The organism is Micromonospora sp. NPDC050200, assembly GCF_040656135.1.
Lineage (GTDB): Bacteria > Actinomycetota > Actinomycetes > Mycobacteriales > Micromonosporaceae > Micromonospora.
This window is the reverse complement of the sequence record NZ_JBFALG010000009.1, coordinates 54,791-76,357: the sequence shown is the minus strand read 5'-3', so window position 1 is coordinate 76,357 and position 21,567 is coordinate 54,791. Positions and strand designations below refer to the sequence as shown.

Annotated in this window: 23 protein-coding genes; 13 read left to right on the top strand and 10 right to left on the bottom strand. The window is 74.4% G+C overall.

The window, feature by feature from the left end; genetic code table 11:
* The 3 genes from tnpA (at position 1) to AB0I41_RS08770 (ending at position 2,086) form a co-directional block, all read left to right on the top strand.
* Positions 1-396 carry an IS200/IS605 family transposase gene (tnpA, locus tag AB0I41_RS08780; protein ID WP_357103697.1) on the top strand — a complete coding sequence of 132 codons (396 nt, stop codon included), beginning with the start codon at positions 1-3 and terminating at the stop codon, positions 394-396.
* 61 nt (positions 397-457) lie between these two features.
* Positions 458-664, top strand: coding sequence for a LuxR C-terminal-related transcriptional regulator (locus tag AB0I41_RS08775; RefSeq protein WP_357103906.1), 207 nt, complete (start codon positions 458-460; stop codon positions 662-664).
* A gap of 54 nt (positions 665-718) precedes the next feature.
* Positions 719-2,086 (top strand): benzoate/H(+) symporter BenE family transporter, encoded by a 1,368-nt coding sequence (locus tag AB0I41_RS08770; protein ID WP_357103695.1) that lies wholly within the window; start codon positions 719-721, stop codon positions 2,084-2,086.
* On the opposite strand, the gene AB0I41_RS08765 is transcribed toward AB0I41_RS08770, so the two are convergent.
* From AB0I41_RS08765 to AB0I41_RS08745, 5 genes are all read right to left on the bottom strand, one after another.
* On the bottom strand, positions 2,073-2,345 hold the full coding sequence (locus tag AB0I41_RS08765) for a hypothetical protein (RefSeq protein ID WP_357103693.1): 273 nt from the start codon (positions 2,343-2,345) through the stop codon (positions 2,073-2,075). The genes AB0I41_RS08770 and AB0I41_RS08765 overlap by 14 nt on opposite strands.
* Before the next feature lie 80 nt (positions 2,346-2,425).
* Positions 2,426-2,800 (bottom strand): hypothetical protein, encoded by a 375-nt coding sequence (locus tag AB0I41_RS08760; RefSeq protein WP_357103690.1) that lies wholly within the window; start codon positions 2,798-2,800, stop codon positions 2,426-2,428.
* Positions 2,801-2,829: 29 nt separating this feature from the next.
* Positions 2,830-3,102 carry a hypothetical protein gene (locus AB0I41_RS08755; protein WP_357103688.1) on the bottom strand — a complete coding sequence of 91 codons (273 nt, stop codon included), beginning with the start codon at positions 3,100-3,102 and terminating at the stop codon, positions 2,830-2,832.
* Between the two features lie 81 nt (positions 3,103-3,183).
* Positions 3,184-3,657 (bottom strand): large conductance mechanosensitive channel protein MscL, encoded by a 474-nt coding sequence (gene mscL, locus AB0I41_RS08750; protein ID WP_357103685.1) that lies wholly within the window; start codon positions 3,655-3,657, stop codon positions 3,184-3,186.
* A 39-nt stretch (positions 3,658-3,696) separates the two neighbouring features.
* A complete protein-coding gene (locus tag AB0I41_RS08745; RefSeq protein WP_357103683.1) occupies positions 3,697-4,380 on the bottom strand; it encodes a FadR/GntR family transcriptional regulator in 684 nt (227 codons plus the stop codon).
* A gap of 49 nt (positions 4,381-4,429) precedes the next feature.
* Between AB0I41_RS08745 and AB0I41_RS08740 the strand changes: the two genes are divergently transcribed.
* Positions 4,430-5,710: an MFS transporter gene (locus tag AB0I41_RS08740; RefSeq protein WP_357103680.1), complete on the top strand. Its 1,281-nt coding sequence runs from the start codon at positions 4,430-4,432 to the stop codon at positions 5,708-5,710.
* Between the two features lie 9 nt (positions 5,711-5,719).
* Here the strand turns inward: AB0I41_RS08740 and AB0I41_RS08735 are convergent, their stop codons facing one another.
* Together AB0I41_RS08735 and AB0I41_RS08730 are read right to left on the bottom strand one after the other, a co-directional pair.
* Positions 5,720-6,076, bottom strand: a complete 357-nt coding sequence (locus tag AB0I41_RS08735) for an STAS domain-containing protein (RefSeq protein WP_088959356.1) — start codon at positions 6,074-6,076, stop codon at positions 5,720-5,722.
* A gap of 231 nt (positions 6,077-6,307) precedes the next feature.
* Positions 6,308-7,117 carry an AraC family transcriptional regulator gene (locus AB0I41_RS08730; RefSeq protein WP_357103677.1) on the bottom strand — a complete coding sequence of 270 codons (810 nt, stop codon included), beginning with the start codon at positions 7,115-7,117 and terminating at the stop codon, positions 6,308-6,310.
* 31 nt (positions 7,118-7,148) lie between these two features.
* Here AB0I41_RS08730 and AB0I41_RS08725 point away from each other — a divergent pair, with 31 nt between their 5' ends.
* The 6 genes from AB0I41_RS08725 (at position 7,149) to AB0I41_RS08700 (ending at position 12,855) form a co-directional block, all read left to right on the top strand.
* On the top strand, positions 7,149-7,715 hold the full coding sequence (locus tag AB0I41_RS08725; protein ID WP_357103674.1) for a TIGR03086 family metal-binding protein: 567 nt from the start codon (positions 7,149-7,151) through the stop codon (positions 7,713-7,715).
* 150 nt (positions 7,716-7,865) lie between these two features.
* The gene (locus AB0I41_RS08720) at positions 7,866-8,012 is read left to right on the top strand and encodes a hypothetical protein (protein WP_357103671.1); all 147 of its coding nucleotides are present in this window, start codon (positions 7,866-7,868) and stop codon (positions 8,010-8,012) included.
* Positions 8,009-8,710 (top strand): ABC transporter ATP-binding protein, encoded by a 702-nt coding sequence (locus AB0I41_RS08715; RefSeq protein ID WP_357103668.1) that lies wholly within the window; start codon positions 8,009-8,011, stop codon positions 8,708-8,710. The genes AB0I41_RS08720 and AB0I41_RS08715 overlap by 4 nt, the downstream gene beginning before the upstream one ends.
* Positions 8,707-10,227, top strand: a complete 1,521-nt coding sequence (locus AB0I41_RS08710) for an FtsX-like permease family protein (protein ID WP_357103666.1) — start codon at positions 8,707-8,709, stop codon at positions 10,225-10,227. Before AB0I41_RS08715 ends, AB0I41_RS08710 begins: the two co-directional genes overlap by 4 nt.
* Before the next feature lie 91 nt (positions 10,228-10,318).
* Positions 10,319-10,735: a hypothetical protein gene (locus AB0I41_RS08705; protein ID WP_357103664.1), complete on the top strand. Its 417-nt coding sequence runs from the start codon at positions 10,319-10,321 to the stop codon at positions 10,733-10,735.
* Positions 10,736-10,737: 2 nt separating this feature from the next.
* Positions 10,738-12,855: a bifunctional polysaccharide deacetylase/glycosyltransferase family 2 protein gene (locus AB0I41_RS08700; protein ID WP_357103662.1), complete on the top strand. Its 2,118-nt coding sequence runs from the start codon at positions 10,738-10,740 to the stop codon at positions 12,853-12,855.
* Positions 12,856-12,876: 21 nt separating this feature from the next.
* Here the strand turns inward: AB0I41_RS08700 and AB0I41_RS08695 are convergent, their stop codons facing one another.
* Complete coding sequence (locus AB0I41_RS08695; protein ID WP_357103659.1) at positions 12,877-13,056, bottom strand: hypothetical protein; 180 nt, start codon at positions 13,054-13,056, stop codon at positions 12,877-12,879.
* Positions 13,057-13,108: 52 nt separating this feature from the next.
* On the opposite strand from AB0I41_RS08695, the gene AB0I41_RS08690 reads away from it, so the two are divergent.
* Positions 13,109-14,062 (top strand): threonine/serine dehydratase, encoded by a 954-nt coding sequence (locus AB0I41_RS08690; RefSeq protein WP_357103655.1) that lies wholly within the window; start codon positions 13,109-13,111, stop codon positions 14,060-14,062.
* Positions 14,063-14,163: 101 nt separating this feature from the next.
* On the opposite strand, the gene AB0I41_RS08685 is transcribed toward AB0I41_RS08690, so the two are convergent.
* Entirely contained in the window at positions 14,164-16,260 is a 2,097-nt protein-coding gene (locus AB0I41_RS08685; RefSeq protein ID WP_357103652.1) for a S9 family peptidase, read from the bottom strand.
* A 91-nt stretch (positions 16,261-16,351) separates the two neighbouring features.
* Here AB0I41_RS08685 and AB0I41_RS08680 point away from each other — a divergent pair, with 91 nt between their 5' ends.
* Entirely contained in the window at positions 16,352-17,728 is a 1,377-nt protein-coding gene (locus tag AB0I41_RS08680) for an FAD-binding oxidoreductase (protein WP_357103649.1), read from the top strand.
* Between the two features lie 51 nt (positions 17,729-17,779).
* Here AB0I41_RS08680 and AB0I41_RS08675 read toward each other — a convergent pair whose 3' ends face one another.
* Positions 17,780-19,849 (bottom strand): SpoIIE family protein phosphatase, encoded by a 2,070-nt coding sequence (locus tag AB0I41_RS08675; protein WP_357103646.1) that lies wholly within the window; start codon positions 19,847-19,849, stop codon positions 17,780-17,782.
* Between the two features lie 172 nt (positions 19,850-20,021).
* Between AB0I41_RS08675 and AB0I41_RS08670 the strand changes: the two genes are divergently transcribed.
* A partial coding sequence (locus tag AB0I41_RS08670) for a HAMP domain-containing protein (RefSeq protein WP_357103643.1) occupies positions 20,022-21,567 on the top strand: 1,546 nt, incomplete at its 3' end.

The following is a 21,567-nucleotide window of genomic DNA, read 5'->3' as shown; positions in this document are numbered from 1 at the left end:
GTGGATGAGGTTCGCTCGAACAACAACGTCGTGTACCGCTGCACCTACCACGTCGTGTGGTGCCCCAAGTACCGACGGCCCGTCATCACCGGCGAAATCGACACCCGCCTCAAACAGATCATCCGCGAGGTGTGCGCCGAACGAGACGCGCCCCTCGCCGAACTGGACACCACGCCCGACCACGTACACCTACTCGTCACCTGCGACCCCCAGTTCGGCATCCACCGCCTCGTCAAACTGATCAAAGGCCGATCCTCTCGCCTGCTACGCGCGGAATTCCCAACTCTGCGCTCCCGACTACCAACCCTGTGGACCAACAGCTACTTCGTCGCTACTGTCGGCGACGCAACCCCGGAGGCCGTCAAGCGCTATGTCGAGAATCAACGCAACGCTTGACCGCCCTAACCTCCCCATGGGCCAGGGGTTTCTCGGGCGACTTCGGATGATGCCGGTGTCCATGATCGGCGAGCTGGCCACCGCCCCGGTGCTGGGCTGCCTGGTCGCCGGGATGTCCAACAAGCAGGCCGCCCGCGCGCTCGGTATCTCGGTCCGTACGGTCACCGTGCACGTGTCGAACCTGCTCCGCAAGACCGGCTCGGCGTCGCGTACGGAGGCGGCGCTGTGGGCGGTACGGCACCGCGTACCGTCCCGCCCGTTCCACTGAGCGGTCCCTGACTAGGGTGACCGCGACACACGGACGCGGAGACGGGAGTGTGCGGTGGCGGGACGGGTGCAACCGGTGCTGGCCGGCGTGGTGACCGCCCTGGTCGGCTTCGCCAGCTCGTTCACGGTGGTGCTGGCCGGGCTGCGGGCGGTCGGCGCGGACGAGGCCCAGGCCGCCTCCGGGCTGCTCGCGGTCAGCGTCGCGTCCGGGCTCTGCGCGGTCTGGCTGGGGCTGCGGCACCGGATGCCGATCGCGATCGCCTGGTCCACTCCGGGCGCCGCGCTGCTGGTCGCCACCGGCCCGGTTCCCGGCGGCTGGCCCGCCGCGGTCGGCGCGTTCGTGCTCTGCGGGGTGCTCATCGTGGCCGCCGGCCTCTTTCCCGTGCTGGGTCGGGCGGTCGCGGCCATCCCGGGCCCGGTGGCGGCGGCGATGCTGGCCGGGGTGCTGCTGCCGCTCTGCACCGCACCGGTCCGGGCGCTGGTCGAGGTGCCCCGGCTGGCCGCGCCGGTGATCGTCACCTGGCTGGTGCTGCACCGGTTCGCCCGGCGGTGGGCGGTACCGGCGGCGCTGGTGGTGGCCGCGGTGGCGATCGCGCTCACCTCGCCCGGCCGGGGCGTCGGCGGGTTGCGGCCGGTGGTCGAGCTGACCGCGCCGGCGTTCACCGTGCCCGCGCTGGTCGGGCTGGCGCTGCCGCTCTTCCTGGTCACCATGGCCGCCCAGAACGTGCCCGGGGCCGCCGTGCTGCGCGGCTACGGCTACCAGCCGCCGCTCGGCGCGGCGCTGCGGGTGACCGGGCTGGCCAGCGCGCTCGGCGCGCCCGCCGGAGGGCACGCGGTGAACCTCGCGGCGATCACCGCCGCCCTGGCGGCCGGGCCGGACGCCCACCCGGATCCCGAACGGCGCTGGATCGCCTCGGTGACCGCCGGCCTGGGGCTGGCGCTGCTCGGGCTGGGCGCGGGGGCGGCGACCGCACTGGTGCTGCTCTCGCCGCCGGTGCTGATCGAGGCGGTGGCCGGGTTGGCGCTGCTCGGCGCGCTGGCCGCCGCGGTCGCCGCGGCGGTCGCCGAGCCGGAGGGCCGGGAGGCGGCCGTGGTGACCTTCGTGGTCAGCGCCTCCGGGGTGAGCCTGCTCGGGGTGGGCGGCGCGTTCTGGGGGCTGCTCGCCGGTTGGCTGATGCTGGCGCTCTTCCGCCGCCGGGCCGCGTCGCCGCCTGCCGCGTCGCCGTCGGCCACCGGGTCCGCTCCGGTCACGGTGCCGGCCCCGTCCCGCGCGCCGGAGACCGGGTCGGCCGAAACCGGGTCGGCCGGAATCGGGTTCGGCGAAACCGGGTCGGGCGGAATCGGGTCAGGCGGAGGTGGGTCGGGCGAAGGTGGGTCGGGTCGGACCGCGTCGGCCGAGGCCGGCGAGGTCACTCGGCGTTGACCGTCACGTCCACCGCCATCACCCGTAGCCGCACGTCGGAGACGTACCGCTCGACGGTCGCCGTGAACTCCGTCGCGTGCTCCAGGCTGTCGAACAGGACCAGCGCGTGCCCGGTCTCCGCGTCCGCGTGGTCCGGCCCCCACCAGCCACGCACGAACCCCGGGCTCTGCCGGACCACCTCCGCCATGTGCGCGAACTGCGCCCGCTGCTCCTCCGGACCGTCGCCGGGCATCCGCTGTTCCCCGATGACCATGTACATCCGTCCACACTAGATCGGACTCCTGCTGCTGGCGCGGCGGTCGCGGCCCGATTTGCGGCGTGTCGCGGTATCCGCGCGGGTCACTCCTCCGGGGGGAGGTCGCCGACGCCGACGCCGAGGCGTACCTGGCCGTCGGTGACGGTGGCGATCTGGTCGGCCAGCACGTAGACCGCGCCGGTGCGGGCCAGCTCGGTGGAGACCTTCAGGTAGCCGGTGCGCAGCAGCCGGGCGGCGAGGTCGGCGGGCACGTCCGGCTCCCCGACCGCGGCCGACTCGATCAGCTCGTTCAGGCTGCCGCCCGGGTCGGCGGTCGGCGCCTGCACGGTCACCGCGTTCGGGTCACCCCGCTGCACGAGGTCGACGGTGCCGACCTCGACGCCGACGGTGTCGATGACGCGCATGCCGGTGGTGATCCGGGAGATGGCCGTCTGCTGCTCGGTGCCCTGCTGCTCCATTCCCGGGCGGTTCCCGGCCCGGCGCGGCGCTAAACGCCGGGCGGGTTCTCCCCGGCGCTCGGCGGGGCCCAGGCGCTCGGCGGGCGCGGGGAGAGCTCCCGCCAGCCGTCGGTCCCCGCCAGCAGGGCCCGGACGGTCTCCTCGGCCTCCTCCGCGCTGCCGTACTCGTAGAATCGGGAGACGCCCTCCGCACCGCCGGCCCGCTGCTCGACGTGCCAGCGGTCGGCGTCCACCCGTAGGAAGACGTCCCGCCGGGCCAGCCGCCCCCATCTGCCGTTCCACCAGTGCCTGCGCTGCTCCATGGCCGGACTCTATCGAACATGTGTACGACCTGGGGCGGCCCCTGTGGGATTTCCACAGGGGCCGGTGTGCATGCTGTCGGGTCAGCGCGGCGCCGGCGGCTCCGTACGCCGGCCGAGCACGTCGTCCAGCGCGCCCCGCTGCTGCACCGGGGTGGTGTGCCCGCCGGCGACCAGGGCGTCCCGGATCTCGGTCAGCAGCTTGACCTCCTCGCTGGGCGCCGAGGGCGGCGGCTCCTCACCCCGCTTGCGGCGCTCCGCGAGCCGGTTCATCGGGTAGACGACCAGGAAGTAGAGCGCCGCCGCGGTGAGCGCGAAGGTGATCACCGCGTTGACGAAGTTCACCCAGTCGAACGGAATGCCGCGGAACGTCGGAGTCGAACCGCTGATGCCGTTCTTGTTGCCGGTGATCAGGACGATGATCACGCGGACCAGTGGTTCCAGGAACGATTTGGTCAGCTGCGTGACCACGCCCGTGAACGCGGCACCGATGACGACACCGACCGCGAGGTCGACGACGTTGCCGCGCATGATGAAGTCTTTGAAGCCCTTGAGCATCCGTACTCCCGTGCTGTCCGATTCTGCGTCCGGGACAACCTATGCCCCGGGCGGCGGCTCCAGAAAAGCGCCGGCCTCGATCGCCGCGCGCGCCGGATCGCCGTCCCGGATCGCCGCGACGAGTCGCGCGTGGTCGACGTACCGCTCGGGTTCCAGCGCGTCCCCCATGCGCTGCGCGACGCTGCTGCGCAGCGCGGCCCCGACCGAGGCGTAGAGCTCGGCGAGCATGCCGTTGTGGGCGGCGGCCACCACCGCCGAGTGCAGCGCCCCGTCGGCCTCCACGAACTCCGCCACCCGGCCCGAGCACCAGGCGGCCTCCCGGATGGCGAGCGCCCCGTCGAGCGCCGCCAGGTCCTCCGGCGTACGCCGCAGCGCCGCCAGCCGGGCGGCCTCCACCTCGAAGGCGCGCCGGACCTCGATCACCTCGGCCATCCGGTCGTCGGTCAGCCGGCGGGCCACCACCGGGGCCAGTTCGTCGGTGGACACCACGTACGTCCCCGAGCCCTGCCGGCACTCCAGCACCCCGGCGTGCACCAGCGCGCCGACCGCCTCGCGGACCGTGTTCCGCCCCACCCCGAGCGCGGCGACCAGCTGCGGCTCGGTCGGGATGCGCCCGCCGACCGGCCACTCACCGCCGAGGATCCGCTCCCGGAGCTGCTCGATCGTCTGGCGTACCCGGTGACCGCGCGGGGGCGCGGCGACGGAATGGACGGCGCGTGTCACCGGTTACACCTCCTGCCGAAATTCATCCCATGATTGTAGGTTCGAGGTCATGACCCCGCCACCCGCCGCCACCGAGGCCCCCGCCGCCGAGCCGGCCGCGCCCACCGTCGACGTGGCGTCCCCGCCGGCCGCCGCCGCGCCCCCGGCCGGCGGGGGTGCGCTGGTGCTGGTCGGCATGCTGCTGGTCGCGCTCAACCTGCGCGCCGCGGTGACCAGCCTCGGTGCCCTCCTCGACGAGGTACGCACCGGGCTGGCGCTCTCCGGGGCGATGGCCGGCTTCGTCACCACCCTGCCGACGATCGCCTTCGCCGGCCTCGGCGCGCTCACCCCGTGGCTGGTCCGCCGCTACCAGCCGGCCCGGGTGCTGGTGGTGGCGATGCTCGCCCTCGCCGCGGGGCAGGTGCTCCGGGTGGCCACCGACTCCGCGCTGGTCTTCGTGCTCACCAGCGCGCTCGCGCTGGCCGGCATCGCGGTGGCGAACATCCTGCTGCCGATGCTGGTCAAGCAGTACTTCCCGCACCGGACCGGGCTGGTCACCGGGGCGTACACGATGGCCCTGACGATAGGCACGACGGTCGCCGCCGCCTCCGCGGTGCCCGTCGCGCACGCCTTCGGCTCCTGGCGGGCCGGGCTCGGCGTCTGGGCCGGGCTGGCCGCGGTGGCCGTACTCCCGTGGGTGCCGCTGGCGCTGCGGGCCCGCGCCGCCCGGCGGGCCGCGTCCCCGACGGCGGCCCCCGCCGCGCGGGTGCGGATCCGGCCGGAACGCACCCGGCTCGGCTGGGCGATGGCGGTCTACTTCGGCGCGCAGTCGCTCAGCGGGTACGCGATCATGGGCTGGCTGGCGCAGCTCTTCCGGGACGCCGGCTACCCCGCCGAGACCGCCGGGCTGCTGCTCGCCGGGGTGACCGCGCTCGGCGTGCCGGTCGCGCTGGTGATGCCGACGCTGGCCGGCCGGCTGCGCACCCTGCGGCCGCTGGTGCTGGCGCTGACCGCGGCCTCCACCGCGTCGTACGTCGGTCTCGCCCTCGCGCCGCACGGCCTCGCGCCGCTCTGGGTCCTGCTGCTCGCCCTGGGGCAGGGCGCCTTCCCGCTGATCCTGACCACCATCGGCCTGCGCGCCCGGACCGCCGAGGGCACGGTGGCGCTGTCCGCCTTCGCGCAGAGCACCGGCTACGTGATCGCGGCCCTTGGACCGCTGCTGGTCGGCGTCCTCTACGAGGCGACCGGGGGGTGGACGGCGCCGCTCGGGTTCCTGATCGGCGCGCTGGCCATGCAGACGGCCGCGGGCATGGTGATCGCCCGTCCCCGCTTCATCGAGGACGAGCGGTGAGGAAAGAGGTCAGGATGAGGCCGGCGTCGGGTCGCCCGCGACGGCCTGCTCGACCGTCGGGTACGTGTGCAGCACCTCGACCAGACCGCTGACCTCGAGGATGCGCAGCACGCCGCGTTGCGGGGCGGCCAGTCGGACCACGCCACCGGCCTCGTCGCAACTGTTCTTCGCGCGCACGAAGACCGACAGCCCGGTCGAGTCGCAGAACGACACGTCGGCCAGGTCGAACACGAGACGGCTGCGGCCCTTGTCGAGCAGATCGGTGATCTGGTCCTGCAGCTGCGGTGCGGTCGCCATGTCGAGCTCACCCGCGACCGAGACGACGACCACGTCGCCGCGCTGTTCCGTGTGCACCGTCAAGGACATTCGGACCTCCTGTTATCGCTGGAACGGTATCCCACGAATGCGGGAACACGCAGAACGGGAGAGGCGTCCGGTGTGCCTGATCATTTCGCGCTGCCAGCCGGACTTCGCCGGTTCCGCCGGTTCCTCCCGGTGACCCGCCGGTTCCTTGACGGAGAGTGATTTCCGGTTAGGGGTCGCAGGGGGTCCGTGGGGGGTGGGGTGACGGTGGGTGAGGGATTTGGGGGGCGTTGGTCAGCGCAGGGAGCGGACGTAGGCCGTGGGGGAGACGCCGGTAACGGCGGTGAAGTCGCGTACCAGGTGGGCCTGGTCGCTGTAGCCGAGGTCGGCGGCGAGCGCGGACCAGTCGGGCGGCCCCTCGCCGGCCCGCTCGATCGCCTCCTGGAGCCGGTAGCGGCGGATCACCCACTTCGGGCCCACCCCGACGTGGTCCAGGAAGAGGCGCTGCAACCGCCGCGTGGAGATGCCGTGCCGGCGGGCGAGGTCGTCCACCCGCAGCACACTCCGGTCGGTGCGGATCGCCTCGGCCAGCGCCATCGCCTCGACCGCCGCCGGGTCCGGCTCCGGCGCCCAGGCGGTGAGGAAGGCGTCCAGGGCGAGACTGCGCTCGGCGTCCGTACCCTCGCAGCGGCCCGCGCCACCCGCGGCGGCGGCCCGGGCGGCGGCGGGGACCTCGGCGAGCGGGCGGCGCTCGCCGGTCAGTTCGGCCACCGGGCGGCGCCAGAACGGCCGGAAGCCGCCGGGGCGGAACTGGATCCCGCTGACCCGGCCGGTGCCGGTCAGGGTGATCGAGAAGAGCCGTCGGCCCACGCCGGTGATCTTGGCGGTCTCCGGGCCGCCCTCGGTGCGCCGGAAGACCAGGTTCACGGCCGGGTGCGGCACCAGTTGCTGCGCGAACGGCGCGCTCAGCTCCCAGTCGATCAGCCAGTAGAGCTCCACCCAGGGTTGCAGCGCGGGGGCGGGCAGGTGCCGGCGGAAGCGCACCTCCCGTCGCAGCCGCTCCGGGTCGAGGATGCCCCGGTTGTCCCCGCGTGGCTGTCGCATATGTTCAAGACCACCTCCGTACGCTGGCTCTATGGCAACGAAGACTAGTGATCTGCTGGCCGCCGCCGCGCCGCGCACCGTGGTGGTGCTCCAGGCGATCACCGACGATCAGCTGGACCTGCCCACGCCCTGCCAGGACTTCACCGTCCGTGACCTCGTCAACCACGTGTACGACGTGGTGGTCAACTTCCAGGCGCTCGCCGCGAAACGCGAGGTGGACTGGTCGGCGAAGACCGATCACCTGACCGAGGGGTGGCGGGACCGGTTCGCCGCCGAGACCGGGCGGCTGGTCCAGGCGTGGGCCGACCCGGCCGCCGAGGAGGGTGCCTCGCCCGGCATGGGGCTGCCCCAGGAGACCATCGGCCTGATGGGGGTCATCGACCTGGGCGTGCACGGCTGGGACCTGGCCCGGGCCACCGGGCAGCCGTACCAGCCGGCGCCCGAGGTCACCGCCGCGGGACACCGGTTCCTGGACGGGATGGGCCCGATGGGTCGCCAGATGGGCGCCTTCGGCCCGGAGGTGGAGACCGGCCCGGACTGCACCGAGCTCGACCGCCTGCTCGGCCGCGCCGGCCGCGACCCGGGCTGGAGCCGGTGAACCGCATCGACGGTGCTTGACGCCAGCTGTTCATCGAATGAATAGTGTGGCGATGTCCACGTCGCACGTCCTGCTCGGGCTGCTCGCCGGCGGCAACCGGCACGGGTACGAGCTGAAGCGCGCGCACGACACCCGGCTGCACTGCGCGAGTTGACCGACGTCAAGCCGGCGCCCTCGGCCATCCTCGACGACGTCGTCTCGGCCGGCTACGCCATCGCCCACCTCGACGCCGACCTCGGGTGGCTGCGGACCACCCTGGACCGGGTCGCCGACCGGCACCGGGAGGTGCACTCGTGACGCAACTCCAGGCTCGCGGCGTGGTCAAGGCGTACGGGCCGACACCCGCCCTGCGCGGCGTCACCCTCGACGTCGCCGAGGGCGAGATCGTCGCCGTCACCGGTCCCAGCGGCTGCGGCAAGTCGACGCTGCTGCACTGCCTGGCCGGGATCCTCCGCCCGGACGCGGGCCAGGTCAGTTGGCGTGGCGAGCGGATCGACACCTGGTCGGAGAAGGCCCGGTCCAGGCTGCGCCGCACCGAGTTCGGGGTGCTCTTCCAGTTCGGGCAGCTCGTCGCCGAGCTGACCGCGGCGGAGAACGTCGCCCTTCCGCTGCTTCTCGCCGGCACGGCGCGGCGAGAAGCGCGGGCGGCGGCGCTCGGCTGGCTGGACCGGCTCGGCGTGGCCGAGGTGGCCGACGTCCGGCCCGGCGAGATGTCCGGCGGGCAGCAGCAGCGGTGCGCCGCCGCCCGCGCCCTGGTCACCGAGCCCCGGGTGCTCTTCGCCGACGAGCCGACCGGCGCGCTGGACACGCTCACCGGCGAGCAGGTGCTCATCCAGTTGGTCCGGCTCGCCCGCCAGCAACGCACCAGCATCGTGCTGGTCACCCACGAGCCGCGGATCGCCGCGTACGCCGACCGGGAGGTGATGCTCCGCGACGGCGCCGTCGACGCCACCGGGCTGGGGGTCGACCTGCCGCTCGCCGGCGGCGCCCGGTGAAACCCGCCGTCCTGCTCCGGCTCGCCCTGGCCGGCAACCGCACCGACACCGTCCGGGTGGTGCTCACCGCGCTCAGCGCCACCCTGGCCACCCTCGCCGGCCTGGCCGCGCTCACCGTGCTGGCCATCCCCACCCCGCCCGGCGACCGGTGGACCCAGTCCGAGCAGTACGGCAACGCCCTGCTCCGCGAGCCCGGGCTGCGCGGCGGCACGGCGCTGGCGCTGTTGCTGCTCGCCATCCCGGTGCTGGCGCTGGCCGGGCAGTGCGCCCGGCTCGGCGCCCCGGCCCGGGACCGCCGGTTGGCCGCGCTCCGGCTGGCCGGCGCCACCCCCGGGCAGGTGACCCGGATCGCCGTGGCGGAGACCGGGCTGGCCAGCCTGTTCGGCACGCTGGTCGGGCTCGCCGGGTACCTCGGCGGCCGGGCCGTGCTGCACCGCCCGGACGCTCAGGGCCGGCTCGCCCTCCCCACCGACGTGCTGCCGTCGGCCGGCGCGATCCTGGCGGTGGTGCTCGGGCTGCCGCTGGTGGCCGCGCTGGCTAGCGCCCTGCTGCTGCGTGGGGTGACCACCACCCCGTTCGGCGTGGTCCGCAGGGCCCGCCGGGAACGCGCGCCCGGGCCGTGGGCCGGTCTGCTCATCGTCGGCGGGTTGGTCGCCTTCGCCGCCTTCGACCCGGTGCTCGACCGCTACCAGGACCTCCACCGCGAACCGCCGCTCTGGCTGCCCCCGCTGCTGCTGGTCGGGGGCGGCCTGGCCGCGATACTCGGGGTGGTGGTCGGCACCGGCTGGCTGTCGTACACCTCGGGGCGGCTGCTGCACCGGTACGCCCGGCGTCCCGCCGCGCTGCTGGCGTCCCGCCGGTTGACCGCCGACCCGTGGGCCGGCAGCCGGACCTTCGCCGCCCTGCTCGCCGCCGTGATCGTCGGGGCGGGCGCGGCCGGGATACGGGCCGCCTTCGCGGCCGAGATCGAGCTGCGCCGGCTCAACGGCGGCAGCCTGGCCGGCAGCGACGACTTCTACCTGGGCACCATGGACCTGATCGACGTGGCGATCGCCGTGGCGATGACGATCGCCGCCGGTGGACTGGTCGTCGCCCTGGTCGAGGGGATCGCCGCCCGCCGGCGCGCGTACGCGGCGCTGGTCGCGACCGGGGTCCCGCGCGGCACGCTCGGCCGGTCGATCGCCTGGGCGGCGTTCGTCCCGGCGGTGCCGGCGGTCGTCCTCGCGCTCGCCGTGGGGGCGCTGCTCGCCGGTGGCCTGACCCGGACGCCGAGGAGCGCCGGGGGCTATTACCAGCAGGTCTGCGACGCGGGCGCGGAACTCTGCGCCAACCCGGCGACGAGCGCCCGGTACACCCGGACGGAGTGGGTGCCCGAGGTGACGGTGACGCCCGACGTACCGCTGGCGCAGCTGGCCGGGATCGGCGCGGGCGCCCTGGCCGCGGTGCTGGTGACGGTCGGGGTCGGCCTGCTCTTCCTGCGCGCCAGCACCGCCGTCGAGGAGCTGCGCACGGCCTGAGGGTGTAACACCGGGTGAGGCCGCGGCGCTAGTGGCTGCGGAGGTCCGCCAGCGGGGTGGAACCGCGGGGGCGGCGCAGGGAGATCACCAGATGTACAACCAGCCGGGCGGTGCGCCGCCGGTGTTCGTCGACCGGACCGGGAAGCGTCGCCGGGTGATGATGATCGCCGGCAGCGCGATGGGGCTCGGCCTGCTCACCAGCCTCGGGCTGATCCTGGCCGGGATCTTCGGCGACAGCACCGTCCCGCTGCCGGGCTGGACCGACCCCCGGGCCCGCCCGCCGGTCGCCGGCGTGGACACCCCGGAGGAACTGGGCCAGCCGGCCAGCTCGACGTCCCCGTCGCGGCCGTCCTCACTCACCAGCACCGCTCCGGTACCGACGCGGACGGCGGGCCCGCCCGCCGCCACGCCCGCGTCCCCGGCGGCGCGCCCGTCCGCCAGCGTGCCCGGTCAGGGTGACGTCCGGCGTACCAGCAAGCCCAGCCGCTCGCCCGGCAAGCCCCGCTGACCATGGCGCGCCACGTCAACCGCCGGGACCCGCGGGCCCACTGGGTGCTGCTCCTGCTCGGCCTGCTCCTGCTGCTCGCCGCACTCACCGTCAACGGGCTGGTCACCGGGATTGGCGGCGGCTCCGGGCCGTCCGCCGCACCGGACGCGCCGGCCCCGAAGGAGATCACCGGCGGTGGGCCGGTGCTGCGGCTCGACCAGCCGGAACCGGTCAGCCGGCGGATGCCGGACCGGACGGTCGCGCTCACCTTCGACGACGGGCCGGACCCGCGGTGGACGCCTGAGCTGCTCGACGTGCTGCGCCGGCACCGGGCGCACGCCACCTTCTTCGTGGTCGGCTCCCGGGTCAACGAACACCCCGAGCTGGTCCGGCGCATCCTCGCCGAGGGGCACGAGCTCGGCTCGCACACCTACACCCACGCCGACCTCGCCAGCGTCTCCGGCTGGCGGGCCGACCTGGAGCTGTCGCTGACCCGCAAGGCGATCGCCGCGGTTACCGGCCGTGAGGTGACGCTGCTCCGGCCCCCCTTCTCCTCCACCACCCCGACGCTGAACGCCGCTGGGTACGACGCGCTGCGCGCCGCCGCCAGGACCGGGCACGTGGCCGTGCTCGCCGACCGGGACGCCAAGGACTGGCAACGCCCCGGCGTGCCGGCGATCGTCCGGGCGGCGACCCCGCAGCCGGGGCGGGGCGCGGTGGTGCTCATGCACGACGGCGGCGGTGACCGCGACCAGACCGTGGCCGCCGTGGACCAGCTGCTCACCCGGCTGTCCGAGCAGGGTTACCGGTTCACCACCGTCTCCGAGGGGATCGACGCGCCACCGTCGACCGTCCCGGCCGGCGTCGGCACCCGGCTGAGCGGCCACGCGCTGCGCTGGACCCAGACCGGGGCGGAGTGGGCGGCCACCGCGATGAACGTGCTGCTCGCCGTCGCGCTGGTGCTCGGCGTGGCCCGGCTCGTCGTACAGGTGGCCTGCGCACAGCTCCACGTCCGCCGGGTACGCCGGCCCCGGCACCGCCGGCCGCCGGTCACCGCGCCGGTCTCGGTGATCGTGCCCGCGTACAACGAGGCGGCGAACATCGCGGCGACGGTGCGCTCGCTGGTGGCCAGCGCGTACCCGGCGCTGGAGGTGATCGTGGTGGACGACGGCTCCAGCGACGGCACCGCCGACATCGTCGAGCGGATGGGCCTGCGCGGGGTGCGCGTCATCCGGCAGGCCAACGCCGGCAAGCCGGCCGCGCTGAACACCGGCATCCGGGCCGCCCGCGCCGGGCTGCTGGTGCTGGTCGACGGGGACACCGTCTTCCAGCCGGACACCGTGCACCGGCTGGTGCAGGGCTTCGCCGACCCCACGGTCGGGGCGATCTCCGGCAACACCAAGGTCGCCAACCGGCGCCGGCTGCTGGGCCGCTGGCAGCACCTGGAGTACGTGATCGGCTTCAACCTCGACCGCCGGATGTACGACATGCTCGAGTGCATGCCGACCATCCCCGGCGCGATCGGCGCGTTCCGCCGCGAGGTGCTGCTCGCCGTCGGCGGCGTCCCCTCGGACACCCTCGCCGAGGACACCGACCTGACCATGAAGGTGCTCCGGACCGGCTGGCGGGTGGTGTACGAGGAGGCGGCGATCGCCTGGACCGAGGCGCCCTCCTCGCTGCGTCAGCTCTGGCGGCAGCGCTACCGCTGGTGCTACGGCACCATGCAGGCGATGTGGAAGCACCGGCACGCGCTGCGCGAGCCGGGGGCCGGAGGCAAGCTGGGCCGGCGCGGCCTGCCGTACCTGACGGTGTTCCAGATCGTGCTGCCGCTGGCCGCCCCGGCGGTCGACGTGTACGCCGTCTACGGGTTGTTCTTCCTGCCCTGGTCGACGCTCGTGCTGGCCTGGGTGGGGCTGCTCCTGCTCCAGGGGCTGACCGCCGCGTACGCGCTGCGGCTGGACCGGGAGGGCTTCGGTCCGCTCTGGGCGCTGCCGTTGCAGCAGCTCGTCTACCGGCAGGTGATGTACCTGGTGGTGGTGCAGTCGGCGGTCACCGCGGTGATCGGCAACCGGCTCCGCTGGCAGCGGATGGTCCGCACCGGCGAGGCGGCGGCGCTGATCGACGCGGGCCCGGTCCGCTGAGTCGACGGGGCGCGGTCGGCGTCAGCGGGCGGTGAGCAGACCGGCGGACCAGGAGACGGCCAGGCCGATCGCCATCGAGCAGCAGCAGACCAGCAGGGCGGCGGCCACCACCGCGAGGATCACCCAGGTCGGACCGCGCCGGGCCGCCCCCGGCGGGGGCCCCTCCGCCCCGGTCGGCTCCTCGTCGGCGGTCCCGGTCACCCTGGCAGTCTAGGGGCGGCGGACGCTCGCGGCGGTGGGGCAGGATGGGTCGATGGAGCTGATCTCGATCGAGGATGTCCGGGCCGCCGCCGACGACATCGCCGGAACGGTCGTGCGTACCCCGCTGCTGCCCGCGCTCTGGGACGACGAGTTGTGGCTCAAGCCGGAGAACCTGCAACCGGTGGGGTCGTTCAAGCTGCGCGGCGCGACCCACGCGGTGGCGCGGCTCGACCTGGCCGCCCGGTCCCGGGGCGTGGTGACCCACTCGTCGGGCAACCACGGGCAGGCCCTCGCGTACGCGGCCCGGGCGTTCGGGGTGCCGTGCATGGTGGTCGTCCCCGAGGGGGCGCCGCAGGTCAAGGTGGACCGGATCCGCGCGCTCGGCGCCGAGGTGCGGCTCGTCCCGCGGGCCCGCCGGCTGCCGGAGGCGGAGCGGATCGCCGCCGACACCGGGGCCGCGCTGGTGCCGCCCTTCGACGACCGGCGGATCATCGCCGGGCAGGGCACCATCGGGCTGGAGATCGTGGCGGACCTGCCCGACGTCGACGTGGTGCTGGTGCCCGTCGGTGGCGGCGGACTCTCCTCGGGGATCGCCACGGCGATCAAGGCGTTGCGCCCGTCGGCCGCGGTCGTCGGGGTGGAACCGCTGCTCGCCGCGGACGCCCGGGACTCGCTCGTCGCCGGCGAGGTGGTGATCTGGGACGTCGAGCGGACCTACCGGACCAGCGCGGACGGGCTGCGCACCAACCTGTCCGAGCTGACCCTGGCCCACCTGCGGGAACGCCTCGACGGCATCGTCACGGTGACCGAGGAGGAGATCGCCGCGGCGATGGGCCGGCTGGCCCGCGAGGCCCGGCTGGTGGTGGAGCCGAGCGGCGCCGTCGCGGTCGCCGCTCGCCTCTTCCACCCCGACGACCTGCCGTCCGGCCGTACGGCCGCGGTGATCACCGGCGGCAACCTCGACCCGGCGGTGCTGGCGTCGATGCTCGCCGCGCCCGCCGCCTGAACCCCTCGTGCGCCGGCACGGAAAGTGTGGCCGTCCGACGTCGAACAGGCCCTCTTTGTGGGAAAGCGCAGCCGGCGGGGCACGGGGCGGATCGGGTCGGGTCAGGCGCGGTTGAGGCGGTCGAGGATCCAGGCGTTGATGAACGCCTCCTCGCGCCAGGCGTCGTACCGGCCGCTGGGGCCGCCGTGCCCGGCGCCCATCTCGGTCTTGAGCAGGTAGTCGCCCTGCGGGGCGGTGGCCCGCAGCCGGGCGATCCACTTCGCCGGCTCGTGGTAGAGCACCCGGGTGTCGTTGAGACTGGTCACCGCGAGGATGGCCGGGTAGTCGACGGCCGTGACGTTCTCGTACGGGGTGTACGACTTCATGTACGCGTACACCTCCGGGTCGGCGAGCGGGTTGCCCCACTCCTCCCACTCGGTGACGGTCAGCGGCAGCGACGGGTCGAGGATCGAGGTGAGGGCGTCCACGAAGGGCACCTGCGCGACGATCCCGGCGAACGCGTCGGGGGCCAGGTTGGCCACCGCGCCCATCAGCAGCCCGCCGGCCGAGGCGCCCCGGGCGACCAGCCGGTCGCCGGCCGTCCAGCCAGCCTTGACCAGGTGCCGGGCGCAGGCCACGAAGTCGGTGAAGGTGTTCTTCTTGGCCAGCAGCTTGCCCTCGTCGTACCAGCGCCGGCCCAGCTCGCCGCCGCCGCGGATGTGCGCCACGGCGAAGACGACGCCCCGGTCGAGCAGGGAGAGCCGGGCGATGGAGAACCACGGGTCCATGCTCGCCTCGTACGAGCCGTACCCGTAGATCACGCAGCGGGCCGAGCCGTCCCTCGGCGTGCCGGCGCGGCAGACCAGCGAGATCGGCACCCGGGTGCCGTCGTCGGCGAGCGCCCAGTCGCGGTGCTGCTCGTAGTCGGCCGGGTCGTACGCCCGCCCGTCCGGCCCCGGCCGGACCGGCTTGCGCCGGCGCAGCACCATCTGCCGGGTGACCAGGTCGTAGTCGTACACCGAGTCCGGGGTGACCAGCGACGTGTAGCGCAGCCGGATCTCCCGGGTGTGGTACTCCGGGTTCGCGTCCAGCCCGACGCTGTAGATCGGCTCCGGGAAGTCGATGTCGTGCGTGTCGCCGCCGCCGACCGGGATGACCCGCAGCCCGGTGAGGCCGTTGCTGCGCAGCGAGACGACGAGGTGGTCGGAGAACGCGTCGACCGACTCCAGCCGGGTGCCGGGGGAGTGCTCGATCAGCGGCACCCAGTCGCCCGGCGCGTCCGCCGAGGTGTACGCCAGGGCGAAGTCCTCCGCGCCGTCGTTGTGCAGGATCAGGAAGCGGTGGCCGTGGTGCTCCACCGTGTACTCCACGCCTTGTCGGCGCGGGGCGATCACGGCGGGCACGCCGGTGGGGTTGCCCGCCGGGACGACCCGGACCTCGCTGGTGACCTTGCTGTGGATGTCGATGAGCACGAAGCGCTCGGAGCGGGTCAGGTCGACGCCGACCCAGAACCGCTCGTCGTCCTCCTGGTGGACCACCACGTCCTCGCCCGACGGGGTGCCGACGGCGTGCCGCCACACCCGGTTGGGGCGCCACGCCTCGTCCACGGTGACGTAGAAGAGCATCGTGGCGTCCGCCGACCAGGCGGTGCCGTAGAAGGTGTCGGGCACCTCGTCGGCGAGCAGTTCGCCGGTGGTCAGGTCCTTGATCCGCAGGGTGAACCGCTCGTCGCCGGCGAAGTCCGTCGAGTACGCCAGCCAGCGCCCGTCGGGGCTGACGTCGAACGCGCCGAGGGCGAAGAAGTCGTGCCCCTCGGCGAGCAGGTTGCCGTCGAGCAGCACCTCCTCGCCGTCGAGCGGGGCGCCGTCGACGCTGACCGGCGGGGTGGTCTCGCCGTCGTGGACCGCCCGGCGGCAGTGCACGCCGTACTGCTGGCCCTCCACCGTGCGGGTGTAGTACCAGTAGCCGTCCTTGCGGCTGGGCACCGACAGGTCGGTCTCCTGGGTACGCCGGCGGGTCTCTTCGAACAGCTCCGCGCGCAGCCCCTCCAGGTGCGCCGTGCGGGCCTCGGTGTACGCGTTCTCGGCGGTCAGGTGGGCGATCGTCGCCGGGTCGTCCTTGGCGGCGAGCCAGGCGTACTCGTCGACGACGGTGTCGCCGTGGTGGGTGCGCTCGGCGGGCACCCGCTTCGCGACGGGCGCGGGGGTCTCGGTGGTCACGGCGTCACGTTACCGGCCGGCCGCCGCCCGCGGCGCGGCCTCTTCGTCCGACCCGCCGCCAGCCCGTTCGAACATGTGTACGATGAGCGCCATGGCGGCAGCAGCACGTTCCACCGGCGCAGCGGAGATCACCCGACGGCTCACCGCGATCTGCGGTCCGTCCTTCGCCCGTTTCGCGGGCGCCGCCGACGAGGTGGCCGGGCGGGCTGCCCGCTGGGTGGCGGTGCCCGGCGGCGCGGACGCCGCCGCCGAGGTGCTGCGGCTGGCCGCCCGGCACGACCTGACCGTGGTGGCCCGGGGCGCCGGCACGAAGATCGACTGGGGTGCCGCGCCCGCGCGGGTCGACGTCATGCTCGACACCGGCCGGCTGGCCGGCATCGGCCATCAGTCGGTCGGCTCGCCGGTGACCGAGATCGGTGCCGGCACCCCGCTGCGCGCGGTGCAGTCGACTCTGGAGCGCACCGGCCGGCGGCTGCCGCTGGATCCACCCTCGCCCGGCGCCACCCTCGGCGGAGTGCTCGCCGCCGACGAGGCCGGCCCGCTGCGCCACCGGTACGGCACCGCCTGCGAGCAGTTGGTCGGCCTGCGCTGGCTGGACGCCGACGGCGAACTGGTCTGCGCCGGCACGGCGGAGCCGCCGGCCGGGCCGGCGCCCGTCGGGCTCGACGTGGGTCGGCTGCTCTGCGGCTCGCAGGGCGGGCTCGGGGTGCTGGTCTCGGCCACGATGCGGGTGCAGGCCGCGCCGGCCGGCCGGGTCTGGGTGACCCGGCCGGTGTGGACGCCCCTGGAGGTCCACGACCTGGTACGCGCGGTGCTCACCGCCCGCCTCGACCCGGCCGCCGTCGAGCTCGACCTCCCCGCCGCCGGTTCCCGGCCGCGCCGGCCGGTGCACCCGTCCCTGGCGGCGGCCCGCGCCAACCATCCCTCGACGGCCGGGCGGCGGGACGACCCGTGGGCGGCGCGGGACGGCGCCGGCACCCTGGCGGTCCTGCTCGAGGGCGGCCCGGCCGAGGTCAGCGAGCGGGCCGAGCGGCTGGTGACGCTCTTCGAGGGCCGGGCGAGCGTGGCCGAGGCGGCCCCGCCGTGGTGGCGGCGCTATCCGTTCGGGCCGGGCGACACCGCGCTGCGCATCGAGGTGCCGATCACCGACCTGCACGCCGCGGTCTACGCGCTGCGCGACGCGGCCGGCGCTCCCGTCCCGGTGCGCGGCTCCGCCGGCCTGGGCGTGGTGCACGCGGCCCTGCCCGGGGCGCTGCCCGGCGACCGGGTGGCCGCGATCCTCGCCGCCGTGCGCGGGGTGCTGCTCGCCCGGCGGGGGCGGTGCGTGGTGGTCAACGCGCCCGCGCCCGTCCGGCAGGCCGTCGACGTGTGGGGCGAGGCGGCGGTGATCCCCCGGCTCCGGGCGGCGAAGGACCATCTCGACCCGCACCGGCGGCTCGCCCCGGGCCGCCTGCCGGGCGGTCTCTGAGCGGCGCGGCGGGCGGCGAGCAGCGCGCCGCCGGACGGGGTGACCCTCAGATCAGAGGGCGTCGTTGCGGAGCACCAGGATGGCGATGTCGTCCCGGGGCGCCTCCACCGAGAAGTTGATCGCCGTGGCGCGCAGCCGGGCGGCCACCACGTCGGCCGAGTACCCGGCCAGCGGGGCGGCGGCGGCGCGGAGGCGGTCGACGCCGAACAGTTCCCGGCCACGCCGGCGCTCGGTCACCCCGTCGGTATAGAAGACCAGCGCGTCGCCGGGCGCGAGCGGGATCTCCGCCGTCGGCGAGGTGATCGCGTCGATCAGGCCCAGCGCGGTGCCGCCGGTGCCGACGAAGGACGCGCCGCCCCCGCCGCGCAGCAGCACCGGGCGGTCGTGGCCGGCCAGGTGCAGCGAGACGTCGAGCTGCCCGTACCGGCCCGGCCCGACGGTGGCGAGCGCGAGGGTGCAGTAGCGCCCGCCGCCGCGCTCCACCAGCGTCTCGTTCAGCCGGGTCAGTACCTCGGGCAGTGGCTTGCCGTCGCCGACCAGCACCCGGATCACGTCCCGGACCAGGCCGGTGACGGCGGCCGCCTGCACCCCCTTGCCGGAGACGTCGCCGATGACCACCAGCCAGCGCCCGCCGGGCAGCGCCAGGACGTCGTAGAAGTCGCCGCCGACCTCGGCGTCGCCGCCGGTCGGGACGTACTCGGCGGCGAAGCCGATGCCCTCGACCACCGGCAGCACCGGCGGCAGCAGCGACTGCTGGAGGGCCTGGGCGACCCGGCGCCGCTCGGCGTGGATCCGGGCGTTCTCGATGGCCAGGGCGGCCCGGCGGGCGACGTCCTCCAGCACGGCGACCTCGTCCGGGTCGTGCCGGTGCCGCAGGTGCCGCCCCACGGCCAGGGTGCCCAGCCGCTGGCCCCGGGCGATCAACGGCACGGCGAAGCCCTCCATCGGGGGGCCCAACGGCACCTGCGCGGCGCTGCGCGACGCCTCCCGCAGCCGGGCCTGGACGGAGTCCGGGCCGGTCTCCTCGAGCACCTTGTGCAGCTGCGGCAGCATCGACTCGTCGGCGTGGCTGGAGGCGGCCAGCCGCAGCCGGCCCCACTCGTCGGTGGTGTGCACGGCGCACCACTGGCCCAGCCGGGGCACCACCAGCTGCGGGATCAGCGCCATGGTCAGCTCGACGTCGAGCGACTGGGCGAGCAGTTCGCTCGCCTCGGCGAGGAAGGTCAGCCAGGCCTGCCGGCGGACGTCCGCCCGGCGCAGCCGGTCGTTCTCCAGGTGCAGCGACAGCCGCTCGGCGGCGAGCACGGCGAGCGGTCGGGCGTACGCCGAGGGCGCCGCGTCCAGCTCCAGTTCCCCGGCGTACGGGCGGTGCACCGCCAACGGCACCTGGAGCAGCTCGTTGCCGGGGCGGGGCTGGCGGCCGTATCGGGCCAGCGGCTGGGTGCCCTGCCCGTCGCCCCGGTCCAGCCGGATCACGCCGCCGGCCGCGCCCACCATCTCGGCGACCCGGGTGAGCAGGTCGGCGGCGAAGTCGGGAAGCGGGTCGTCGGCGTTCGGGTCGGGGCTGGTCTGGGTCAGCTCGCTCATCGCGGCGGCGCTCGGTGCGGCACTCGCCGGGACCGTGCCCTCCCCGCCAGCGGCCGGGACGTGCTCCATCGCCACCGGGTCGGCCGGCGCGGCGCCGGGGCGGTCCAGCCGGAACCAGACCCCCTTGCCGGTGGGCAGGTAGGTCGTCCCCCAGCGGCTGGCGAAATGGTCGACGAGCAGCAGTCCGCGGCCCCGCTCGGAAATTTCGTCGATGTCCTCGGTGTCGCTGCGGATGCCGACCACCAGCTCGTCCACCGGCCCGCCGGCGAAGTCGGAGACGGTGACGGTGAGGCCGACCATGTCGGCGACGACCTCGATGTCCAGTTCGGTGCGGGCGTGCTCCACCGCGTTGGTGGAGAGTTCGGTGGTCAGCAGCAGCGCCTCGTTGAGCAGGTCGTCGAGGTCGGCCTCGGCCAGCACCGAGCGGACCAGCGCCCGGGCGGCGGCGGGCGTACGCCGGTCGGGGGGCAGCCGGACGCGTCGGATGTGCTCGTCCCGGCCCCCGTCCGCCGCGGGCCCCGTCTCGGCTGACACCCCCGTATCCTCCACCGCCGCCGGGGCGGGTGCCAAGCCGGACGTCGAGGCACGGATGGTGCCACAGCGGGCGCACGGCGCACTTCACGTCCGTGGCGTCGACATCCGCGTGGGCACAATGATGGGATGGCGTTGTGTCGGCATGCGCCGGAGGCCCCGAGCTGAGCGAGGAATGATGAGCGCGAAACAGTCGGTGACCGCGGATCCGTCCGCTTCCGAGCACGCGGCGCTTCTCGTCGAGCTGGCGGAGGCGCTGCGCCAGGTACGGGGCGGCGACTTCAAGGTCCGGCTGCCCCGGCGGGCGGGTGCGGCGGGCGAGGTCGCGGACGCCTTCAACGACGTGGTGTCGATGCAGGAGCGGCAGCACCTGGACCTGCGCCGGATCAGCCGGATCGTCGGCCGCGACGGCCGGCTCACCGAACGCCTCGACGAGGAGGGGTTCGACGGTTCCTGGGCGGAGGGGCAGCGGGCGATCAACTCGCTGATCGACGACCTGGGCCGGCCGACCACGGAGATCGCCCGGGTGATCATGGCGGTGGCCGACGGTGACCTCTCCCAGCACATGGCGCTGGAGATCGACGGTCGCCCGCTGCGCGGTGAGTACCTGCGCATCGGCCGCACGGTCAACACGATGGTCGACCAGCTGTCGTCCTTCTCCAACGAGGTGACCCGGGTGGCCCGCGAGGTGGGCACCGAGGGCAAGCTCGGTGGCCAGGCCGACGTCCGGGGCGTCGCCGGCACCTGGAAGGACCTCACCGACTCGGTGAACACCATGGCGTCGAACCTGACCGGGCAGGTGCGGTCGATCTCGCAGATGGCGACGGCGGTGGCCAAGGGCGACCTGTCGCAGAAGATCACGGTCGGCGCGCGCGGGGAGGTCGCCGAGCTGGCCGACACGATGAACTCCCTCACCGACACCCTGCGGCTCTTCGCCGAGCAGGTGACCCGGGTGGCCCGCGAGGTGGGCACCGAGGGCAAGCTCGGCGGTCAGGCGGAGGTGCCGAACGTCGCCGGCACCTGGAAGGACCTGACCGACAGCGTCAACTCGATGGCGTCGAACCTGACCGCCCAGGTGCGCAACATCGCCCAGGTCTCCACGGCGGTGGCCCGGGGCGACCTGTCGCAGAAGATCACCGTCGCGGCGCAGGGCGAGATCCTGGAGCTGAAGGACACCGTCAACACGATGGTCGACCAGCTCTCGTCGTTCGCCGACGAGGTGACCCGGGTGGCCCGCGAGGTGGGCATCGAGGGCAAGCTGGGTGGTCAGGCGCAGGTGCGGGGCGTTTCCGGCACCTGGCGGGACCTGACGGAGAACGTCAACCAGCTCGCCGGCAACCTGACCAGCCAGGTGCGGAACATCTCGCAGGTCTCCACGGCGGTGGCGAAGGGCGACCTGAGCCAGAAGATCACTGTGGACGCGCAGGGCGAGATCCTGGAGCTGAAGAACACCGTCAACACGATGGTCGACCAGCTCTCGTCGTTCGCCGACGAGGTGACCCGGGTGGCCCGCGAGGTGGGCACCGAGGGCAAGCTGGGTGGTCAGGCCCAGGTCAAGGGCGTCTCGGGTACGTGGCGGGACCTGACCGACAACGTGAACTCGATGGCGTCGAACCTGACCTCGCAGGTGCGCAACATCGCCTCGGTCACCACGGCGGTGGCGAAGGGCGACCTGTCGCAGAAGATCACCGTGGACGCCCGGGGTGAGATCCTGGAGCTGA

Coding starts and splice junctions, on each gene's coding strand:
- AB0I41_RS08775 (WP_357103906.1), top strand. CDS start 458: ATGATCGGCGAGCTGGCCACCGCCCCGGTGCTGGGCTGCCTGGTCGCC.
- AB0I41_RS08765 (WP_357103693.1), bottom strand. CDS start 2,345: ATGTACATGGTCATCGGGGAACAGCGGATGCCCGGCGACGGTCCGGAG.
- AB0I41_RS08760 (WP_357103690.1), bottom strand. CDS start 2,800: ATGGAGCAGCAGGGCACCGAGCAGCAGACGGCCATCTCCCGGATCACC.
- AB0I41_RS08755 (WP_357103688.1), bottom strand. CDS start 3,102: ATGGAGCAGCGCAGGCACTGGTGGAACGGCAGATGGGGGCGGCTGGCC.
- mscL (WP_357103685.1), bottom strand. CDS start 3,657: ATGCTCAAGGGCTTCAAAGACTTCATCATGCGCGGCAACGTCGTCGAC.
- AB0I41_RS08740 (WP_357103680.1), top strand. CDS start 4,430: ATGACCCCGCCACCCGCCGCCACCGAGGCCCCCGCCGCCGAGCCGGCC.
- AB0I41_RS08735 (WP_088959356.1), bottom strand. CDS start 6,076: ATGTCCTTGACGGTGCACACGGAACAGCGCGGCGACGTGGTCGTCGTC.
- AB0I41_RS08730 (WP_357103677.1), bottom strand. CDS start 7,117: ATGCGACAGCCACGCGGGGACAACCGGGGCATCCTCGACCCGGAGCGG.
- AB0I41_RS08725 (WP_357103674.1), top strand. CDS start 7,149: ATGGCAACGAAGACTAGTGATCTGCTGGCCGCCGCCGCGCCGCGCACC.
- AB0I41_RS08705 (WP_357103664.1), top strand. CDS start 10,319: ATGTACAACCAGCCGGGCGGTGCGCCGCCGGTGTTCGTCGACCGGACC.
- AB0I41_RS08700 (WP_357103662.1), top strand. CDS start 10,738: ATGGCGCGCCACGTCAACCGCCGGGACCCGCGGGCCCACTGGGTGCTG.
- AB0I41_RS08690 (WP_357103655.1), top strand. CDS start 13,109: ATGGAGCTGATCTCGATCGAGGATGTCCGGGCCGCCGCCGACGACATC.
- AB0I41_RS08680 (WP_357103649.1), top strand. CDS start 16,352: ATGGCGGCAGCAGCACGTTCCACCGGCGCAGCGGAGATCACCCGACGG.